Below are 19,264 nucleotides of genomic sequence, written 5' to 3'. Positions count from 1 at the left end.
ATGAACGACCTTGGGGTCATTGATCGCTTCATGGAGACCTTCATCCGCTACATCGATAGCGGGTTCGGTCTGCTCTCGGGCGATGTCGCCTTCCTTACCACGAACCTGATCGGCATCGACGTCACACTTGCCGGCCTCGCCTGGGCATTCGGAGGCGAACCCAACATATTCGGCCGGCTCATCCGCAAAGTGCTCTATGTCGGCGTCTTTGCCTTCATCTTGAATAACTTCAAGAACCTCGCCGACATCATTTATCGGTCTTTTGCCGGTCTCGGCATCAATGCGTCATCCGGCAACCTATCTGCCGACAATCTCCTGCATCCGGGCCGCATTGCCGCAACCGGTTTCGAGGGCGCCTGGCCGCTTCTCGATCAGGCAAGCCAGCTTCTCGGCTTCCCAGAAATCTTCGGCAACGCGCTCACCATCTTCGTGCTGCTCGTGGCCTGGTTCCTGGTCATCATCGCCTTCTTCATCCTCTCCATCCAACTCTTCATCACCATCCTCGAATTCAAACTCACCACTCTGGCCGGATTCATTCTTGTGCCCTTCGCGCTTTGGAACCGGTCAGCGTTTCTCGCCGAGCGCGTGCTCGGCAATGTCATCTCGTCGGGCATCAAGGTGATGGTGTTGGCCGTCATCATCGGCATCGGCTCCACGCTCTTTGGCGAGTTCGCTTCCGCGCTGCAAGGCAAGGAGCCGGATCTGGCCGCCGCCATGTCACAGGTCCTGGGCGCCTTGGCGCTCCTTGGTCTCGGCATTTTCGGACCTGGGATAGCCTCCGGTCTTGTCTCGGGCGCGCCGCAGCTTGGCGCGGGCGCCGCACTTGGAACCACGGCAGCCGCAGCCGGTACATCGCTCGTTGCCGCAGGCGCAGCATTTGCCGGCGCGCGCATGGCAACCGGCAGCGGTCTCACCGCACTCCGTGCCGGCACGACCATGGGGTCAGCGGCTTCTACGGCCTGGCAGATGGGGCGCGCAACATCGCTCGAGTCCGGCCTGCCCGGTGTAGCTGCTGGAATGCATGGTGTGACCAGCGCCGCCGGCGGCGCCGCAATGGGGGCGGCACGATCTGCCGCAGGAGGCTTCGGGCGCAGCGTTGATGCCGGGCGCGAAGCTGCCTGGACCGCGACCGGTGGTGCGCCGACCGCATCCATGACAGGAAGCCCTACTGGTCCGGTCGCTGATGCCGCGCCCGGCTGGGCCAGGCGCCTGCGTTCCGAACAGACAGCCCGTGCCCACCGTCACGCCGCCATGCAGGCCGTCCGAGAAGGCGACAGGCCGGGAGGCAGCGCCAATCCCTCTCTCAACGACAAGGACGACTAAATGCTATTCAAGCGACCCATTCAACGTTACGGCAAGACGCCCGAGCCGGTCACGCCGTATCAGAAGGCCGCGCAGCTCTGGGACGAGCGCATAGGCTCATCTCGAGTGCAGGCCCGCAACTGGCGGTTCATGGCTCTTGGCTGTCTGACCTTGGCGGCCGGACTTTCCGGCGGACTCGTGTGGCAGTCGATGCAGAGCCGCGTCGTGCCTTACGTCGTCGAGGTCGACGGCTTCGGCGAGGCACGCGCCGTTGCGCCGGCAATCCGGGACTACGAGCCCTCCGATGCCCAGATCGCGTGGCATCTCGGCCGCTTCATTCAGAATGTCCGTTCCGTTTCCACCGATCCGGTGCTGGTGCGGCAGAACTGGCTTTCGGCCTATGACTTCGCCACCGACCGCGCGGCGCTCTTTCTCAACGAGTACGCCAAGGCGAACGATCCTTTCGGTCAGATCGGCACACGCAGCGTGTCGGTGCAAGTGACCAGCGTGGTCAGGGCTTCGGACAGCTCGTTCCAGGTCAAATGGGCCGAGCAGGTTTTTGAGCGCGGCAGCCTTGCCAGCACGACGCGCTGGACCGCGATCCTCACCATCGTGATCCGCCCGCCAAGTAATACTGACCAACTGCGCAACAACCCGCTCGGCGTCTTCATCAATGCGATCGACTGGTCGCGCGAGCTCGACAGTGCTGCGCCGACGTCCGTTTCCCCAAAAGGAGTCCACCAATGAAGAATAGAATGTCGTCGGTCCGTGCCGTGCTGATCCTGTCGGCCTCTACAGCAGTCCTCTCCGCCTGCGCGTCGAAGCCGGTACCGCCGCCTGAGATTTCCTATGATGCTGCCGATTTCAAACCAGCCGCAATCGAGAAGCCGCCGGAGAAGCCGGTCAAGATAGTCGAAGTGCCAAAGCCGCTGCCGTTGCCAGGTCAGCTACAGCCCGATCCGGGCAGGGTGGCCGATGACAAGCGCTCTCCTGAAGAACGGGTCTCCGATGCCAATAAAGCAGCGACGCAGCAACCCACCAGGTATGGGTACGTGAATGCGGTTCAGGTCTATCCATTCGCCGATGGCGCACTCTATCAGCTCTATGCCGCGCCGGAGCGCGTTACCGATATCGCACTCCAGCCGGGCGAGAAGCTAACAGCCGTGTCGGCCGGCGACACGGTGCGTTGGGTGATCGGCGATACCGTCAGCGGCACCGGTGACAATCAGCGCACCCATGTGCTGGTAAAACCCTTCGCGCCGGGACTTAACACAAATCTGGTGATCACCACGGAACGACGCACCTACCATTTGCAGCTTCAAAGCACCGAGAAGACCTCAATGGCGGCGATCTCCTGGACCTATAGCGAGGACCAGATCATCGCGCTACGCCAGCGCAACGCCCAAGCCGAGGCTGCCACGCCGGTGGCGTCGAATGTGGCGCTCGAGAATATCCGCTTTCGGTATTCAATCACTGGCGACACACCACCCTGGAGGCCGACGCGCGCTTTCGACGATGGCAGCAAGGTCTATATCGAATTCCCCCGTCGCATTGATCAGGGTGAAGCGCCTCCTCTCTTCATCGTCGGTGCCGATGGGGACAGCCAGCTCGTCAATTATCGCATGCGCGGCAACTACTACATCGTCGATCGCCTCTTTGGCGCTGCAGAACTGCGTCTAGGCAGCAAACAGCAGCAAGTGGTGCGCATCACCAGGACTGACGGCCGGCAACCGCCGCGGCGGATTCCGCTCTTTGCGCGGCCCAGCAGGTGAGGGGAGCGCTCATGACCGATACCTCCCGATCCGATGCGCCGCCGAAACTCGATCCCGAGCAGCTGCAATTGCGAGCCTCGCCCCGCCGCGCTGTCCGATTCAGGCGCGGTGTGATCGTCGCCATCGCTGCAGTCGGATCCGGTGCCATTCTGGGCGTCACGATGATGGCGCTTCAAGGACCGGCATGGCGTATCAAGCACCAGGCAGAGGACCGCTATAACACCGAGCGCAAGCCACCCGCCGAGGGACTAGAAGCGCTTCCCAAGGACTATTCCGGGATCATGCCGAAGGCCCCTGTGCTCGGACCGCCACTGCCCGGCGACCTCGGTCGGCCCATCCTTGAACGCCAACGTCAGCTCGGCATCGCGCCAGGGCAGGATATCTCCGCCGAGGAGCAGCGCCTTGCCCAGCAAGCAATTGAGGCGCGCGAGTCGCAAGTCTTATTCCGGATCGACAATCGACCCAGACAGACAGATGTCGCCGGCGGTGGGCCGAGTGCGCAGCAGCCGTCTGAGGCGCTTCCGCAATCCGGAGCGACGCGCGCGTCAGCTTCCGTTGCCCCAGCCGAGGGTGACCAGAACAACCAACAGCGCAAGCTCGATCTTATCAGTCAGCGGAACACAAGCGGGATCTACAATCAGCACGCGCTGCAGACGCCGGCCTCACCCTACCAACTGATGGCCGGCAGCGTGATTGCGGCCAGTCTCGTCACCGGCATAAATTCCGACTTGCCTGGCCTTGTCGTCGCGCAGGTCACCGAGAATGTGCACGACACAGTCACCGGCAGCATTGTGCTCATTCCGCAAGGCTCACGCCTCATCGGCACTTATGACAGCGTCGTGGCTTTTGGGCAGAGGCGCGCATTGCTGGTCTGGCAGCGAATAATCCTGCCCGACGGTTCCTCGATCGAAATCGACAATCTGCCAGCGACGGATACTGCCGGCTATGCCGGGCTTGAGGACAAGGTCGATTTTCACACCTGGCAGCTGATCAAGGGAGTTGCTCTAGCGACGCTACTGGGCGTTGGTACCGAGTTGAGCTTTGGGGAAAACGAAAGCGACCTAGTTAAGGCGATCCGGGAATCCACTCAGCAAAACATCAGTCAAGCCGGCCAGCGCATCACCGAAAAGAACCTGAATATTCAACCCACCATTGTCGTCCGCCCCGGTTGGCCCCTACGCGTGATTGTACACAAGGATCTTGTGCTGCGCCCATACCCGACTTGAACAGGAGTAATCATGGCAGATCTGAAACTTGGAAAGCTTCCAGACCGGACACCTTCGAAGATGACCATCATCGTTAGCGCGGACCTGAACCAAGCACTCAAGGACTATGCGGCGCTTTACCGCCAGACCTATGGCGAGTCTGAAACGGTAGCGGAACTCATACCTTTCATGCTGGCAGGGTTTCTGGAAGCTGACAGAGCGTTTGCCAAGGCCAGAAAGGAAAGCTTGCCTGCCGCCGGCATGTCAGAGAAATCGCGACGCGTGTCAGGTTCAGATCCCGAGTAATCGAAGCATAAAGTTGGTCAATTGGCGCAGCCCGCCCGGGTGCCCAAATTCCCGGCGGTCGCGGCCTACCGATCCGTCATGTAAGGCCTATGCGCGAACTTCGAGCAGCTGGAGGTCAAGTAAGTGCCTGGGCGGCCGGAAACCGCGAACAGACGCAGGGCGTGCTAGCCGCACTGATGCATGGTTTCAGACACGTGGGAACGCCGTGCGGTTGTTACTCAGAATGAGCTCATCTCAAAGGGGCATTCAAGAGCCGCAGCGCTGAGTAGCGGAAGCCGCAATGGGGTGCGTCGCTGACATTCAGTGAAAGACTGGGCCGAACAATCCAACCTGCTTGGGCGGATACGAAGTGGAGCCCTGCCTGCAGGGTTCCGGCGGGTCCCAGCCCTCTGCCATGCGACCCTCTTTGGGAATACCCGCGTCGTCACAGCATCGTAAAGTGGCGCCATATGCACTATCGAATTGTTAGCTGCTGGTTTCGACGATTTTGAGGAGGTTCGCGATCGACTGAAGACGGTGACGTTCGTCTGTGGCACTCAGACTGCCACTGAGTGCCTGGCCGTTCCACTTTCGAAATATTTGTCGAACTTCGCTGCAATGCTCCTTACAAAGGGACGACTTTCCGCCGATACGACGTAACTGTCACCTTGGAGTTCAAGCGGTCGAGCAGGGTCGCCAATGGCGATGGAGCTTGCTTGGAAAAGAAGCTTTTGTCCGGCTTCCCCGAAGCGTTCCACCAGTTCGCCTGCTGAAAAGCCGAAATCGCACATCAAGCGCTCGATGATCCAGCCGCGAACACGGTCATCTTCGGAAAACGCGATGCCGCGGACCGTGGCCAGATGTCCCCCCTCGACCATGCGTCCATATTCGGCTGTCGACGGCATGTTCTGCGAATAGCCCTGTCGAAACCGGCTGATCGATGACGGCCCGAGCCCGATCAGTGTTTCGCAGCGATCCTCGGTGTAGCCCTGGAAATTGCGGCGGATTGTTCCCGCGCGAGCCGAGACTGCAAGCGCATCATCCGGCTTGGCGAAATGGTCTATTCCAATCGCCTCGTATCCGGCGCCCATGATCAGACGGGCGGCAATTTGCCACTGAGCGAACCGTTCGGCCGGACCCGGCAACCATGCCTCGTCGATCATAGTCTGATGCTTCTTGAACCAGGGCACATGCGCGTAGCCGAACAGCGCCATCCGGTCCGGCTCCAGAGTCAGCGCCTGCGCCACGGTGGAACAGACGCTCTCCCTGGTCTGATGCGGCAGGCCGTAAAGCAAATCGAGGTTCACGGACCCTACGCCGCGAGAGCGAATGCCGTCGACAACCGCCTTGGTCTGCAAAAAGGCTCTGCTCGCGGTTAATCGCCTTCTGCACCTTCGGATCGAAATCCTGAACGCCGAGGCTCGCCCGCGCCATGCCGATCTCGGCAAGTGTATCAAGGCGGGCTTCGTCCATGTCGTTGGGTTCGATTTCGACGCTGATCTTCGCATCGGCAAGAAAATCGAAGCTATCCCGCAGGACAGTTCCCAAGGCTATCATATCTTCGGGCTTCAGCATGGTCGGCGAGCCGCCGCCGAAATGCACGGCGCGGACATGGGCCTTGCCGCCGACAAGACCGGCGACAGTCGCGATCTCCGCGTGAAGCGAGCGGAGATACGAAGCCACCGGCTCGTAGCGGCGGGTCTGCTTTGTATGGCACGCACAGAACCAGCACAGCCGGTCGCAATAAGGCATGTGCAGGTAGAGCGAGACCTCGTCACCGCTTTCGAGCGCCTTCAACCAGCTTCGATAGACATCAGCGTCGACGCCAGGATGGAAATGCGGCGCGGTCGGGTAACTGGTATAACGCGGGACGTTCTCGCCAAGCCTGGCAGCTAATTCCGGTCTCATTTGGTGGTCCGCCGTTTTTGCCTCGCCGGAAGTCTGGACGCGTCGAAGAGCCAATGCCCTGATTTCGGTCAGCCTCCAGCACGGACAAACTGCCGCAAGGATTTCTCTGCCATCGCTTGCTATCCTGTCGAAACTTGGGATCGGTAGCGCGAGCGTAATGACAGTACGGCAAGACCTTCACAGTTCCGGCATTCCCGTTCTTTGCCTGTCTTGCGCAGCACGACATCGCGGCGTCTGCGGTGCGCTCGATCCAAACCATTTGGTTGGGCTCGCCAAAACTTCGTCGCGGCACAAGATCGAGCCGGGGGTCGAACTGATCGCCGACGCCGAGGCCGTCGACAGCTATTCAAACTTGCTTTCAGGCGTTGTGAAGCTGACGAAGTGCCTTTCGGACGGCCGCCAGCAGATTGTCGGTCTTCGGTTCGCACCGGATTTTCTGGGACGGCCCTTCAAGGTGAAAAGCACGATCAATGTGGAAGCGGCAACCTCCGTCTCGCTGTGCTCGTTTCCGAAGGCGGCCGTTGAACGGATAATGAAGGAATCATCGGGACTCGAGCATCGCCTGCTCAAGCAGACGCTGGACGAACTCGACGAGGCACTTGAATGGATGGTGACTCTCGGGCGCAAGACCGCACCGGAGAAGGTGGCGAGCTTTCTCCTCATGATCGCCCGGAATATGGATTCCAGTATCGACCCGGCGGCTGGGTCGGCATGCTTCGATCTGCCGCTGACACGTGCCGACATCTCTGATTTCCTTGGACTGACGAACGAGACCGTGAGCCGCCAGCTTACGCGATTGCGGGCTGACGGCGTGATCCGGATCGAGAGCAAACGCCATGTAACGGTCGACAGCATGAGCCGGCTGGAGCAGCGCTGCGGCGGCCGAGGCGCGCGGCAACCGGCCTTTGAATGAGACCTAAGCGTCGGGGCCTTCGTCGCTTATTACGATCCGCGGCAGGACATGCTCGCGTTCGAAAGCGATGTGTCGCCGCAAGCCTTCGAAGAAGCCGCGTAGCATGAATCCGACAGCTTCCGCGCTCTCTATCGGATCACCATGACCGATCGCTAGGAGCGTTTCGGCCACCTCGCCAGCGAAGCATTGATCCTCAAGGTGCTCGATGCGCAACCGGCTGGTAGAGGCAAGTTTGGCCTCGGCCGGAGTCAAGTGCGCCTCATACGCAGGGAAAATCACCCTCTCCTCAAACCCATGAATGTCACGGAGCAGCGGAACGATCTTCTTGGCCGTTCCAAGACATTTGAGGCGGTCGACGTTCGGCAGTGCATCGGCAATGCTTTCCAGCGAGAAGCAGAGCTCCAGCTTTTCCCGATGGGCAAGCTTCATGACCTCGCCCGGAATCGCCTCTGTGCCGACCTGGCGCGAGAAAGCCGCACTTGTCCATGAGCGGGTTGGCCCGTGCTGCGTTTCCTTGTTCAAATCGCCACCTTCTGATTGCACCGAACTCGATGCTGCCCGAAGCAAAATCGTGCGGCTCTGACATGGATCAGGGCGAGCAGGCGGCAACTACGGAATTAATGCACCGCGGATTTGGCGTCCGCGCATTGGAATCCTGGTCGGGGACATGTCATGAAATTCGGCACGGAGATCGTCGTTCTAAGCCTGTTTGCTTTTGCGGCCCTGGTGGCTGCCGGCTTCGGCGTAGAAGGACCTTTTCGCCAGCATATGGGGGTTTTGTTCTTCGCCGTGGCTGGCTTTACCGCGATCCTGCTGCGCAACACAGATTTCAAGCCGGCGGCTCCGATCGACGCCTCCGCCTACATGGATGGCCCGATCCGCTACGGAGCCATTGCAACGGTATTCTGGGGCGTCGTCGGCATGCTCGTCGGTGTGATCATTGCCCTGCAGCTTGCCTATCCCGATCTCAACATACAACGCTGGTTCAACTTCGGCCGCTTGCGACCGCTGCATACGTCGGGCGTCGTCTTCGCCTTCGGCGGCAACGCGCTGCTGTGCACGTCATTGTACGTCGTGCAGCGCACGTGCCGCGCCCGGCTGTTTGGCGGCAAACTGGCCTGGTTTGTGTTCTGGGGTTACCAGCTGTTCATCGTCATGGCCGCGACCGGCTACCTGCTCGGCATCACCGAAGCCCGCGAATACGCCGAACCCGAATGGTATGTGGATCTCTGGCTGACCATCGTCTGGGTCGCCTATCTCATCCTGTTCCTCGGCACGATCCTGAAGCGCAAGGAACCGCATATCTACGTCGCCAACTGGTTCTACCTGTCCTTCATCGTGACAATCGCGATGCTGCATGTGGTCAACAATCTGTCGATGCCGGCGTCGTTCCTGGGCTCGAAGAGCTACTCCGCCTTCTCCGGCGTCCAGGACGCCTTGACGCAATGGTGGTATGGCCACAACGCCGTCGGGTTCTTCCTCACCGCCGGGTTCCTCGGCATGATGTATTATTTCGTGCCCAAGCAGGCGAACCGGCCGGTCTACTCCTACCGCCTGTCGATCGTCCACTTCTGGGCGATCATCTTTCTCTACATCTGGGCCGGCCCGCACCACCTGCATTACACCGCCTTACCCGACTGGGCGCAGACGCTCGGCATGGCGTTCTCGATCATGCTGTGGATGCCGTCATGGGGCGGTATGATCAATGGCCTGATGACGCTGTCTGGCGCCTGGGACAAGCTGCGCACCGATCCGATCATCCGCATGATGGTGATGGCAGTCGCCTTCTACGGCATGTCGACCTTCGAAGGTCCGATTATGTCGATCAAGACGGTCAATTCGCTGTCGCACTACACGGACTGGACCATCGGCCATGTCCATTCCGGCGCGCTCGGCTGGGTTGGCATGATCTCGTTCGGCGCAATCTACTACATGGTGCCGAAACTGTGGAACCGTGAACGTCTCTATTCGCTGCGGCTCGTCACCTGGCACTTCTGGCTGGCGACGCTCGGAATCGTCGTCTACGCCGCGGTGATGTGGGTGTCCGGCATCATGCAGGGCTTGATGTGGCGCGAATACGACGAGCAGGGTTTCCTCGTCTACTCCTTCGCCGAAACCGTCGCCGCCATGCATCCCTTCTACGTCATGCGCGCCATCGGCGGTGCGATGTACCTCACCGGCGCCCTGCTCATGGCCTGGAACGTGACCATGACCATTCTTGGCCACCAGCGCGAAGAGCAACCAATGCCAGGTTCCGAGCCCGCCCTCCGGCCTGCCGAATAGGGAGCCAGACAATGGGCTTGATGGACAAACACGCGATCATCGAGAAGAACGCCACGCTTCTTCTCGTTGGCTCTCTTCTTGTCGTGACCGTCGGCGGCATCGTCGAGATCGCGCCGCTCTTCTATCTCGACAACACGATCGAGAAAGTCGAAGGCATGCGGCCCTACTCGCCACTGGAACTCGCCGGACGCAACATCTATGTGCGCGAGGGCTGCTACCTCTGCCACAGCCAGATGATCAGGCCATTCCGGGACGAGGTTGAGCGCTACGGCCACTACAGCCTGGCCGCCGAGTCGATGTACGATCATCCCTTCCAGTGGGGATCGAAGCGCACCGGGCCCGATCTCGCCCGGGTCGGCGACCGCTACTCGAATATATGGCATGTTCAGCACCTTACGGATCCGCGTTCGGTGGTGCCGGAATCGATCATGCCGAGCTACGCGTTCCTGAAGGACGCTCCGATCGAGGTGAAGGACTTCTCGACGCATCTGGTTGCGAACGCGCGTGTTGGCGTCCCGTACTCCGATGACATGATCGCGCACGCCAATGCCGATCTGATGGCCCAGGCCGACCCGAATGCCGATGCCTCCGGCGTCGAGAAACGCTATCCGAAAGCCAAAGTCGGTGATCTGGACGGCAATCCGCAGCAGGTGACCGAGATGGATGCGCTGGTCGCCTATCTCCAGATGCTCGGCACGCTGGTCGATTTCAAGACCTATGACGATGCAGCCGGCTACCGCTGAGGGGGACGCAATGAGCTATAATTTGATGCGGGAATTCGCGGACAGCTGGGGTCTGCTTGCCATGGCGCTCTTCTTCGTCGGCTGCATTGCCTTTGCCTTGCGTCCCGGCGGCAAAACACAGGCCGATCAAGCCGCCCAGATTCCACTCAAGGACGACTGATCATGAGCAGCGAGCATATCGATGAAGTCTCGGGCATCTCAACGACCGGTCATGAATGGGACGGGATAAGGGAACTCAACAACCCATTGCCCCGATGGTGGGTGACAACCTTCTACGTCACCGTCGCTTGGGCGGTGGCTTATACAATTGCGTATCCGGCTTGGCCGATGCTGTCTTCCGTGACCAAGGGTCTGCTTGGCTATTCCAGCCGCAACGCTGTCAAGATTGAGCTGGCGGCTGCCGAAGCCGCCAAGGGCAAATATGTCGCGGCCATCCAGCAGAAGACCGTATCCGAGATTGCAGCCGACGACGCGCTGCGTGAATTGGCGGTAGCGGCCGGCGGAGCTACCTTCAAGGTCAATTGCGTGCAATGCCACGGCTCGGGCGCTCAGGGTTCCAAGGGCTTTCCCAACCTCAACGACGACGATTGGCTATGGGGCGGCAAGGCCGAGCAGATCCAGCAAACGATCGCGCACGGCATCCGTTTCGCATCCGACCCGGATACTCGGCAGTCGGAAATGCCCCCCTTCGGTGACATCATCACGCCCGAGCAGGCCACGCAGGTCAGTACCTATGTCGCCAGCCTCTCGGGCAAGGTCCAGGATGCAAGTCTTATCGAGCCCGGCGCCAAGGTATTCGCGGAAAACTGCGTCGCCTGTCATGGCGCCAACGCAAAAGGCACCAAGGAGTTTGGCGCGCCCAATCTGACCGATGCGATCTGGCTCTACGCACCCGGCGAGACAGCCATCGCCGTCCAAGTCCGCGCGCCGAAACACGGTGTCATGCCGGCCTGGATCGGGCGTCTCGGCGAGACCAAGGTTAAGGAACTTGCGGTTTATGTCCATTCGCTTGGCGGCGGAGAATAGGAACGGAAGCCTATTCTCGGCCCTCCCCGCCAAGCGACGGGGCCCGGCACGAGTCGGGCCCCGACACCATTCCGGCATGCGGCGATTGACCTGCAGCAAGGCGGCGCGGCCCACGCGGCGAAGCGGGCTCACTGCAGACCGGACGTCTGTCGAAGCAGACCGTCGCACAACGATGTCATAGGCCGCGCGCGAGTGGAGATGCACGTGCTGGATAAAACGCAGATGGAGCGGCTCGAGGCAAAAGCGGTCAACTCCGCCAAGACACGACAGCCGCTCTATGCTCCGCGCAAGAAAATCTTCCCTAAACGCGCCTCGGGCAGCTTTCGCCGCTTCAAATGGCTGGTGATGGCGATCACGCTGGGCCTCTATTATCTGATGCCCTGGTTGCGCTGGGATCGAGGTCCGTTTGCTCCTGATCAGGCCGTGCTGATCGATCTTGCCAACCGCCGTTTCTACGTCTTCTTCATCGAGATATGGCCGCAGGAATTCTACTATGTCGCCGGCCTTCTGGTGATGGCCGGCATCGGCCTCTTCCTGATTACGTCCACCGTCGGCCGCGCCTGGTGCGGCTATACCTGCCCGCAGACGGTATGGGTCGATCTTTTCCTTGTCGTGGAGCGGGCGATCGAAGGCGATCGCAACGCTCGCATGAAGCTCAACGCCGGCCGCTGGACCGCGCGCAAACTGGTGCTGCGTGTGTCGAAACACGCCATCTGGCTGGTCATAGCGGCAGCTACCGGCGGCGCCTGGATCCTCTATTTCGCCGATGCGCCGACGCTGATCGGCGACGTATTCAACGGCACCGCCGCTTCGGTCGCCTACGTCACCATCGCGGTGCTGACGGCGACCACCTACACGTTCGGCGGGCTGATGCGCGAGCAAGTCTGCACCTACATGTGCCCGTGGCCGCGCATCCAGGCTGCCATGCTCGACGAGAATTCGCTCACTGTGACCTACAATGACTGGCGTGGCGAACCTCGTTCGCGGCACGCCAAGAAGGTCCAGGCTGCGGGGCAGCCGGTCGGTGACTGCGTCGACTGCAATGCCTGTGTCGCAGTCTGCCCGATGGGGATCGACATTCGCGACGGCCAGCAACTCGAATGCATCACTTGCGCGCTGTGCCTTGATGCCTGCGACGGCGTCATGAACAAGCTCGGCAAGGAGCGCGGGCTGATCTCCTATGCGACGCTGTCCGACTACAACGCCAACATGGCGGTGGCGACCGCAGGCGGCTCCGGTCCCGTGAACCCTTCACTCGTCAGAACGGCCGACAGCACATTCTCCGCCAGGTTGGCGCATTTCCATATTCGCAAGATCTTCCGGCCGAGGACCTTCTTCTACATGGGCGCGTGGACCGCGGTCGGGCTTGCCTTGATCTATTCACTCCTGACGCGCGACCGACTCGAGATCAACGTCCTGCACGACCGCAATCCGCAATTCGTGACCCTGTCCGACGGCTCGATCCGCAACGGTTACACCGTCAAGCTGCTCAACATGATTCCCGAGCCACGGACGATCGTCGTCACGATGCAAGGCTTGCAAGGGGCTGAAATGAGCGTGGTCGGCGACGACATCCCGGCAAGCCGCTCCTTCGCCATCCCGGTCGAGCCCGATCGCCTGAACATGCTGAAGGTCTTCGTGCGCCAGCCAGCGGGTGAGGTTCGGCACGCTGCACAAACCTTCAAGTTCCGCGTCGAGGACAGAGCGAGCTTCGAATCGGACGAATACACCGCCACCTTCAACGCACCGGAGATCGCCAGATGAGCACCAATACGCAAAAGACGCGTGAGTTCACCGGCAGGCACATGCTGCTCACCATTCTCGGCTTTTTCGGCGTGATTATCGCGGTCAATCTCACGATGGCGACACTCGCCAGCACGAGCTGGACCGGCCTTGTCGTCGAGAACACCTATGTGGCCAGCCAGCAATTCAACCGAAAGGCCGAGGAAGGGCGCGCGCAGGCGGCACTCGGCTGGACCGGCAAACTGACGATCGCTCGGGGTGAGGTCCGCTACAGCTTGAGCGATACCACCGGCAAGCCGGTCCCGTTGCATGGCGTCAAGATACTGTTTCGTCATACCGCCTACGAGGCTGGGGACAAGGCCGTCACTCTCGCCCTCGTCTCGGACCAGGAATTTGCCGCGCAGCACTTGCCAAGGGATGGCGTCTGGATCGTCGAAGTCGACGCCGATGCCGGTCTGACAGAGCCCTATCGCGACGTTCGCCGGATCATGATTTCGCAAGGAGCGCTGCAATGAGCTGTTGTGCACCCAGCGCGGAACTGGCGCTGGATCTGACCAGTACCACATCGGTCCTGCCGTCTAGCCAGGAGATCAGGTTGGCGAGCCGATCGCTTGGCGACAATCTTTGGCAGACCGACCTTTCAGTGCCGACGGTTCACTGCGCGGCGTGCATCCAGGCCATCGAGACGGCTCTCGGAAGGCTCGATCGCGTCGAAGGCGCTCGTGTCAACCTGTCGACGAAACGGGTCGCGATCCGGTGGCGTGGGGACTCTGTGCCACCCTTCGTCGCCGCGCTTGGCAGGCTGGGCTACGAGGCGCATTTGTTCTCCCCCGAGGTCGATGAGAAGGACAAGACGCTTGCGGAGCTGATCCGCGCCGTCGCCGTTGCCGGCTTCGCGGCCGGCAACATCATGTTGCTGTCAGTCTCGGTCTGGTCCGGCGCCGAAGGTGCTACCCGCGACCTGTTCCATTGGGTCTCGGCGCTGATCGCCATCCCGGCGCTGGCCTTCGCCGGTGGCATCTTCTTCCGCTCGGCCTGGAATGCACTGCGCCACGGCCGCATGAACATGGACGTGCCGATCGCGGTGGGGGTGTCGCTTGCCTATGCCATGAGCCTCTACGAGACGATCAACCATGGCGACCACGCCTATTTCGACGCGTCGGTGTCGCTACTGTTCTTCCTGTTGATCGGCCGCACGCTGGACCACGTGATGCGCGAACGTGCCCGCACCGCTGTGAAAGGCCTGTCGCAGTTGGCCGCGCGTGGCGCCATGGTGCTGCGCCGAGATGGCGCACGGGACTATTTGCCGGTCGGCGAGATCGAACCGGGTATGCAACTGCTGATAGCAGCCGGCGAAAGAATCCCGGTTGACGGCAAGATCATTCAGGGAGCGTCGGATCTCGACTGTTCGCTGGTCTCAGGCGAGAGCACCCCGAAAAACGTGGCGTCAGGCGAAGCCGTGCAGGCTGGCGTGCTCAACCTTACCGGCCCGCTGACGATCGAGGCGACAGCCGCCGCAAAGGATTCGTTCCTGGCGGAAATGGTTCGGCTGATGGAGGCCGCCGAGGGCGGTCGTGCGCATTATCGCCGCATCGCCGATCGCGTCTCGGCACTCTACGCGCCCGTGGTTCATCTCACCGCCTTCGTGACATTCCTGGGCTGGATGGCGGCGACCGGCGACTGGGACCGCGCGATGACGATCGCCATCGCTGTTTTGATCATCACATGCCCGTGCGCGCTCGGTCTTGCGGTGCCGATCGTCCAGGTGGTCGCCGCGCGGCGCCTGTTCGAGAATGGCATCATGGTCAAGGACGGCTCGGCGATGGAACGCCTGGCGACGATTGATACAGCGGTGTTCGACAAGACCGGAACGCTCACGCTCGGCCAGCCCCGGCTGGTCAATTCGGGCTCAATCGATCCAGTCATGCTGGCAATCGCCGCAGACCTGGCCGCGCATTCGCGTCATCCGTTTTCAAAGGCCATAGCCGGCTTTGCCGCTCGGGGCGGGCAACACAAGTTCGATGCGGTCGCCGAGCACCCGGGATTTGGTATCGAAGCCACTGACGCCGGAAGCACCTGGCGGCTAGGTCGACGCGGATGGGCCGGGTGGAAGGCTCGGACCGGTGGTGAAGGCAAACATGGCTACGGCGGAACGGTGCTGACGAAAAACGGGATGATTGTCGCTTCCTTCGCTTTCGAGGATGCGTTGCGGGCCGATGCCGGGAGCGTCATGGCGCAATTGAACGATGCAGGGGTCTCGGTCGAAATGCTGTCGGGCGATACCGCGGACGTCTGTGGCGATGTCGCAAGAATATTGGCCATCGACCGTTTTGTTCCGGCGCTGCTGCCGTCCGGGAAGGTTGAGCGGATCGAAGTGCTGACCAAGGCCGGCCACAAGGTCCTGATGGTGGGCGACGGGCTCAACGACACGCCAGCGCTGGGCGCGGCGCACGTCTCGATCGCTCCCGCGACCGCCGCCGATATTGGCCGCAACGCGGCCGATTTCGTGTTCCTGCGTGAAAGCCTTTCGGCCGTACCCCTTGCGCTGGACGTCTCGCGGAAGGCAGGGCGGCTGATCCGCCAGAACATAGCCATCGCGATCATCTACAACGCCGTTGCCGTGCCGATCGCCATCTTCGGCAACGTCACGCCGTTGATCGCGGCGGTCGCGATGTCCGCCTCATCGCTGCTGGTGATCGGAAACGGGCTGCGGCTGCAGGGCTTTAGGCTCGCCGAGCTGACGAGGGCTTCTTCGGCAACGCATTCCGGCATTCACCCATCAGCGCGGTCATCATGACGATACTCGTCTACCTCATGCCAGTCGCCCTATTTCTTGGCGCACTGGGGCTGACTGGCTTTCTGTGGGCGTTGAAGAGTGGCCAATATGAGGATCTTGACGGAGCCGCTGAGCGCATCCTCCGGGACGACAAGCCGGAACGCTGAGCCAGACCGCTGTTCCCGACGCTGTGCTGACGCCGACTCGGAATAACGAATGAAGCTCCACAACCAGTTAAGCCGCTTGACGTAGATTTGTGAAAAGCCCCTGTCCCTCGAAGGACTGCGTCGCCGGTTCCGCCCCAACATAGACGCGGCCAATTTCATAACGTACGCAAAGCTGATGTTCATGTTCACGATAGGTGCGGACACGGGGTTGCAGTTACACTTGTTTGGGTTTAACTGCAGGTTTCGTGCTCTCAATTTCGTTCCAGATAATCGGCCCGCCAACTGCATCATACTGACGCGCTTTTCCCAGTGCTCCGCCCTGGCGTAAGCGCGCCGAACGTCGTTCTTTTCAATATGGGCTAGCTGTCTCTCTTGCGTCTGGATGCCACTTGCCGCATTCATTCAACAGAGTTGATGCCGTTGCTCGGGAACCGTGAGCCGTTGCTTCTTTCTTGCTGTAACCCATGCGACGCAGGGCGGCGTTAAGTGTATTGTCGGAAATCGGACGAGAACCCGATCGCGCACTTGGAAACAGCAGCGCCTCGCCGCCGGAAATGTCTCTGAGATCGGTCAGGATTTTGATGGCCTGCCTCGAAAGTGCAACGCGGTGCGGCCGCCGCATTTTCATGCCTGCTTCCGGGATGGTCCACACCGAGCCTTTGAAGTCGAACTCTTCCCATCCGGCGGCTCGCAACTCGCCGGGGCGGGGAAACAGTAGGCGCAGTTATGCGACGCTAAGTTTCCGGAAATAGCTTAGGAAACAGTTCGTCCAACGTGTCGACCGGGAAGCGTAGCGATACCGGTCCTTTCGGGGTATCGGACGCAAGCAGGCCAAGCTCGAGCACCTCGGTAAACACGCGACGGGCCGTACGTTCCGGCAAGCCAGCGATACGTGAGGCCTCACCGCGATCGAACTCGCCGCGCAGAAGCGCCTCCTCGAGCAGCCGGAAAGCTTCCGGCTTCAGGTCGTAGCGTTGAACGAACCGCTGCAGGCGCCGGGCAAGTTGGTTCAAATCGAACAGGCTGGACATGAAACTGACCTGGTCGATGCATACGCGTAGAAACCATAAGGTAAAATCCGCCAGCGCCCGCATAGAAAGATTACCGCGGCCGTCGCGATCGCCTTGGCGTGGCATGTCGGCGTGATCCATCATGCGTTTATAGTCGCCGCGGCTTTCCAGACCCCGCGCCAGGCCTCGGGAAATCGACCACAGCCCGTGCGCGGCGATTCCTGCCTCATGGGCCATGGCGTGACTCATCAAGCGACTGACGCGTCCATTGCCGTCTGGGAAGGGATGAATGTAATTGAACCGATGATGCGCGGCCGGAATCGCCAATATCCTAGCCGCTTTGCCCGTACGTTGGAAGCGGTACCGGCTAGCGAAATGCTCCATGAACGCTTCGACGCGATCGCTTGACGGCGGCTGGTGGCGGCCGACAGTGACATCATGTTCAGGCTGTGATCGCCACCGACCCGGAACCATCAAGAATTCTCTGTCTGCGCCGCGAATGCGCAACATCGCCTCATCGGCGTCACGGTAGAATTCCGCATGCAGCCAGCGCAAAAAATCAAGCGAAGCCGGTTCTGGGAGCTGACCCTCCGCTGCCAGGCGATCGATTTCCCCCTGCAGTCGAACATGGGCCGCGGCTTCCACCTGCAGGTTGCGTCGTTCCTGGTCTTTGTCGAATTCGCCGGCGAGGGCGCGTTCGATGTCGCGGGGGCGCGTGTTGTGGCCCTCGATCAGGTTGCTGTAATAGGTGTTCATGATGCGCACGAGATCCGCCAGGTTCGCGGCCGTGCGCGGATGCAGCTTGGCGCCGAGAACCGCCGAGCTTGCTGACAGCTCAGCCAGCGCGTCGGAGATAGGCTCCGCAACGTCTTCCAGGCGCGCCGGCTCGATGCGCTGTACGGTCTCTTCCATAATTGGCCGATGTTAGATCGCGCTAAGTACGTATATGTCAACAGAAATTTTAGCTGAGCGCCCATAACTGGCCGATCATTTGGCCGATGTTAGCCGCTACCTCAGCTTCACCGAGACGGTTGATCGACGACGCCAATGCCGATGCCGATGATGGCCGATATTCGCTATGCTTAGCGCATTGATAGTATGTACAAATTTGCGATCGGTAGGTCGATTTGGCCGATCGCTTGGCCGAACTTCGCCGGTCGCGCTGACTAGGGATATACGACCAGGAAAATACAGGCGCCTCCAAATGATTCTCCAGAGACTGCGGAAGCACGCGACGCTGCGACCAGGCTGCGAGAGGACTCGAACGAGGCAGCCCAATATCTGCTGAGCTCTGCGAGAGCGTGTGGAAGCCCGATGCGGGGGCCAGGTTCTCACGTTTGCGTTCGAGTGCGATCCATTCGCTCTCAAATCGCGACTGGCGTCTTTGACGCTGGATTTGAATCCACAATAGATACGTGCCGACAATACACCTGTAAGCAACGTCTGCCAGTCATAGAGCGCGCCGATGAACGGATTGTGGAATTTCGGTAGCGACTCCGCGCAGCGCTCGAACAGGCTCTGGGCCAGCGCGTTTTCGCAAATAATGTTCGGCAGATTCACGCTATATAACCTCTGTCTTCTGCTCACGTGATGCAGGTAGGCAGCGTGGGCAGTTCAGTCAACAATTCTGCGAGGCGTCAGACATGCGGCGGCTCGCCGGCAATATATTCACCGGACGTTGGATGCCGGCAGTTGTAGCTCCGTTGCGTCGGACCACCAGGCTTGATCTCCGGTCTCTGCCTCCAGCACCTGAGCAAAGCGCGATTGGCGGGATCGCAGAAACACGCGATAGCCTTCGGCAATCTCCGCAGGCAATCGGGCGCGTTGCCACAATATCTCGAGCAGGCCGAAGCACACGTCTTCGTCGCGGGCGGCACTCTCTCCCCAATAGGCCGAACGGGCGGCGTCAACCGGACGCATCTCCATCAGCGTGCCATCGAGGTTCGGAATCCAGAGGTGCCAGGATCGGTTCTCCCAAAAGCGGCATTATGTTGATGACCCGACCATTCAAGGTTTCGATGTTGAAATGTCGCAGCTTTTTCAACTCGGAGAGCTTCGCTTTCTCCATCAGGGGTTCTCGCGTGAGAGACAAAACCGCGTGATTGTTACGGGCATGGTTGGGTGGAAAACC

17 protein-coding genes and 2 pseudogenes are annotated in these 19,264 nt (G+C 60.7%); 14 read left to right on the top strand and 5 right to left on the bottom strand.

From position 1 onward, the window contains the following. The 5 genes from trbL to EB233_RS28770 are packed head-to-tail and all read left to right on the top strand — an operon-like array spanning nt 1 to nt 4,585. Entirely contained in the window at nt 1-1,323 is a 1,323-nt protein-coding gene (trbL, locus tag EB233_RS28790) for a P-type conjugative transfer protein TrbL (protein ID WP_064987382.1), read from the top strand. Next, entirely contained in the window at nt 1,324-2,049 is a 726-nt protein-coding gene (trbF, locus tag EB233_RS28785; protein WP_010914023.1) for a conjugal transfer protein TrbF, read from the top strand. It begins immediately after the preceding gene. After that, the gene (gene trbG, locus EB233_RS28780) at nt 2,046-3,074 is read left to right on the top strand and encodes a P-type conjugative transfer protein TrbG (RefSeq protein ID WP_064987383.1); all 1,029 of its coding nucleotides are present in this window, start codon (nt 2,046-2,048) and stop codon (nt 3,072-3,074) included. Before trbF ends, trbG begins: the two co-directional genes overlap by 4 nt. A gap of 11 nt (nt 3,075-3,085) precedes the next feature. Next, entirely contained in the window at nt 3,086-4,300 is a 1,215-nt protein-coding gene (locus EB233_RS28775) for a TraB/TrbI/VirB10 family type IV secretion system protein (protein WP_064987415.1), read from the top strand. A 12-nt stretch (nt 4,301-4,312) separates the two neighbouring features. Beyond that, nucleotides 4,313-4,585: a DUF2274 domain-containing protein gene (locus tag EB233_RS28770; protein WP_064987384.1), complete on the top strand. Its 273-nt coding sequence runs from the start codon at nt 4,313-4,315 to the stop codon at nt 4,583-4,585. A gap of 536 nt (nt 4,586-5,121) precedes the next feature. Here the strand turns inward: EB233_RS28770 and hemN are convergent. Next, nucleotides 5,122-6,472, bottom strand: a pseudogene (gene hemN, locus EB233_RS28765) (oxygen-independent coproporphyrinogen III oxidase). 157 nt (nt 6,473-6,629) lie between these two features. On the opposite strand from hemN, the gene EB233_RS28760 reads away from it, so the two are divergent. After that, nucleotides 6,630-7,385, top strand: coding sequence for a Crp/Fnr family transcriptional regulator (locus EB233_RS28760; protein WP_064987385.1), 756 nt, complete (start codon nt 6,630-6,632; stop codon nt 7,383-7,385). A gap of 3 nt (nt 7,386-7,388) precedes the next feature. Here EB233_RS28760 and EB233_RS28755 read toward each other — a convergent pair whose 3' ends face one another. After that, nucleotides 7,389-7,928, bottom strand: a complete 540-nt coding sequence (locus tag EB233_RS28755; RefSeq protein ID WP_019856553.1) for a hemerythrin domain-containing protein — start codon at nt 7,926-7,928, stop codon at nt 7,389-7,391. Between the two features lie 129 nt (nt 7,929-8,057). On the opposite strand from EB233_RS28755, the gene ccoN reads away from it, so the two are divergent. The 8 genes from ccoN to ccoS all read left to right on the top strand — a co-directional run bounded on the left by ccoN (nt 8,058) and on the right by ccoS (nt 16,123). Next, the gene (gene ccoN / locus EB233_RS28750; protein WP_064987386.1) at nt 8,058-9,668 is read left to right on the top strand and encodes a cytochrome-c oxidase, cbb3-type subunit I; all 1,611 of its coding nucleotides are present in this window, start codon (nt 8,058-8,060) and stop codon (nt 9,666-9,668) included. Nucleotides 9,669-9,679: 11 nt separating this feature from the next. Next, entirely contained in the window at nt 9,680-10,411 is a 732-nt protein-coding gene (ccoO, locus tag EB233_RS28745; RefSeq protein WP_064987387.1) for a cytochrome-c oxidase, cbb3-type subunit II, read from the top strand. Nucleotides 10,412-10,421: 10 nt separating this feature from the next. Further along, a complete protein-coding gene (locus EB233_RS28740) occupies nt 10,422-10,571 on the top strand; it encodes a CcoQ/FixQ family Cbb3-type cytochrome c oxidase assembly chaperone (protein WP_027033462.1) in 150 nt (49 codons plus the stop codon). A 2-nt stretch (nt 10,572-10,573) separates the two neighbouring features. Then, a complete protein-coding gene (ccoP, locus tag EB233_RS28735; RefSeq protein ID WP_064987388.1) occupies nt 10,574-11,437 on the top strand; it encodes a cytochrome-c oxidase, cbb3-type subunit III in 864 nt (287 codons plus the stop codon). A gap of 198 nt (nt 11,438-11,635) precedes the next feature. Beyond that, nucleotides 11,636-13,201 carry a cytochrome c oxidase accessory protein CcoG gene (ccoG, locus tag EB233_RS28730; protein WP_081288677.1) on the top strand — a complete coding sequence of 522 codons (1,566 nt, stop codon included), beginning with the start codon at nt 11,636-11,638 and terminating at the stop codon, nt 13,199-13,201. Then, nucleotides 13,198-13,695: a FixH family protein gene (locus EB233_RS28725; protein WP_064987389.1), complete on the top strand. Its 498-nt coding sequence runs from the start codon at nt 13,198-13,200 to the stop codon at nt 13,693-13,695. The genes ccoG and EB233_RS28725 overlap by 4 nt, the downstream gene beginning before the upstream one ends. Beyond that, on the top strand, nt 13,692-15,977 hold the full coding sequence (locus tag EB233_RS28720) for a cation-translocating P-type ATPase (RefSeq protein WP_064987390.1): 2,286 nt from the start codon (nt 13,692-13,694) through the stop codon (nt 15,975-15,977). Before EB233_RS28725 ends, EB233_RS28720 begins: the two co-directional genes overlap by 4 nt. Then, nucleotides 15,974-16,123: a cbb3-type cytochrome oxidase assembly protein CcoS gene (gene ccoS / locus EB233_RS28715; protein ID WP_006329249.1), complete on the top strand. Its 150-nt coding sequence runs from the start codon at nt 15,974-15,976 to the stop codon at nt 16,121-16,123. Before EB233_RS28720 ends, ccoS begins: the two co-directional genes overlap by 4 nt. A gap of 251 nt (nt 16,124-16,374) precedes the next feature. On the opposite strand, the pseudogene EB233_RS28710 reads toward ccoS, so the two are convergent. The 3 genes and pseudogenes from EB233_RS28710 to EB233_RS28700 form a co-directional block, all read right to left on the bottom strand. Next, nucleotides 16,375-16,847, bottom strand: a pseudogene (locus tag EB233_RS28710) (tyrosine-type recombinase/integrase); the annotation flags it as partial. A 10-nt stretch (nt 16,848-16,857) separates the two neighbouring features. Next, on the bottom strand, nt 16,858-18,045 hold the full coding sequence (locus tag EB233_RS28705) for a Fic family protein (protein ID WP_006329252.1): 1,188 nt from the start codon (nt 18,043-18,045) through the stop codon (nt 16,858-16,860). A 756-nt stretch (nt 18,046-18,801) separates the two neighbouring features. Beyond that, nucleotides 18,802-19,059 carry a hypothetical protein gene (locus tag EB233_RS28700; protein WP_064987391.1) on the bottom strand — a complete coding sequence of 86 codons (258 nt, stop codon included), beginning with the start codon at nt 19,057-19,059 and terminating at the stop codon, nt 18,802-18,804. Nucleotides 19,060-19,264 lie beyond the last annotated feature (205 nt).

Origin of the sequence: Mesorhizobium erdmanii (genome assembly GCF_013170725.1) — a bacterium.
Classification (GTDB): domain Bacteria; phylum Pseudomonadota; class Alphaproteobacteria; order Rhizobiales; family Rhizobiaceae; genus Mesorhizobium; species Mesorhizobium erdmanii.
This window is presented reverse-complemented; position numbering and strand designations above follow the sequence as displayed.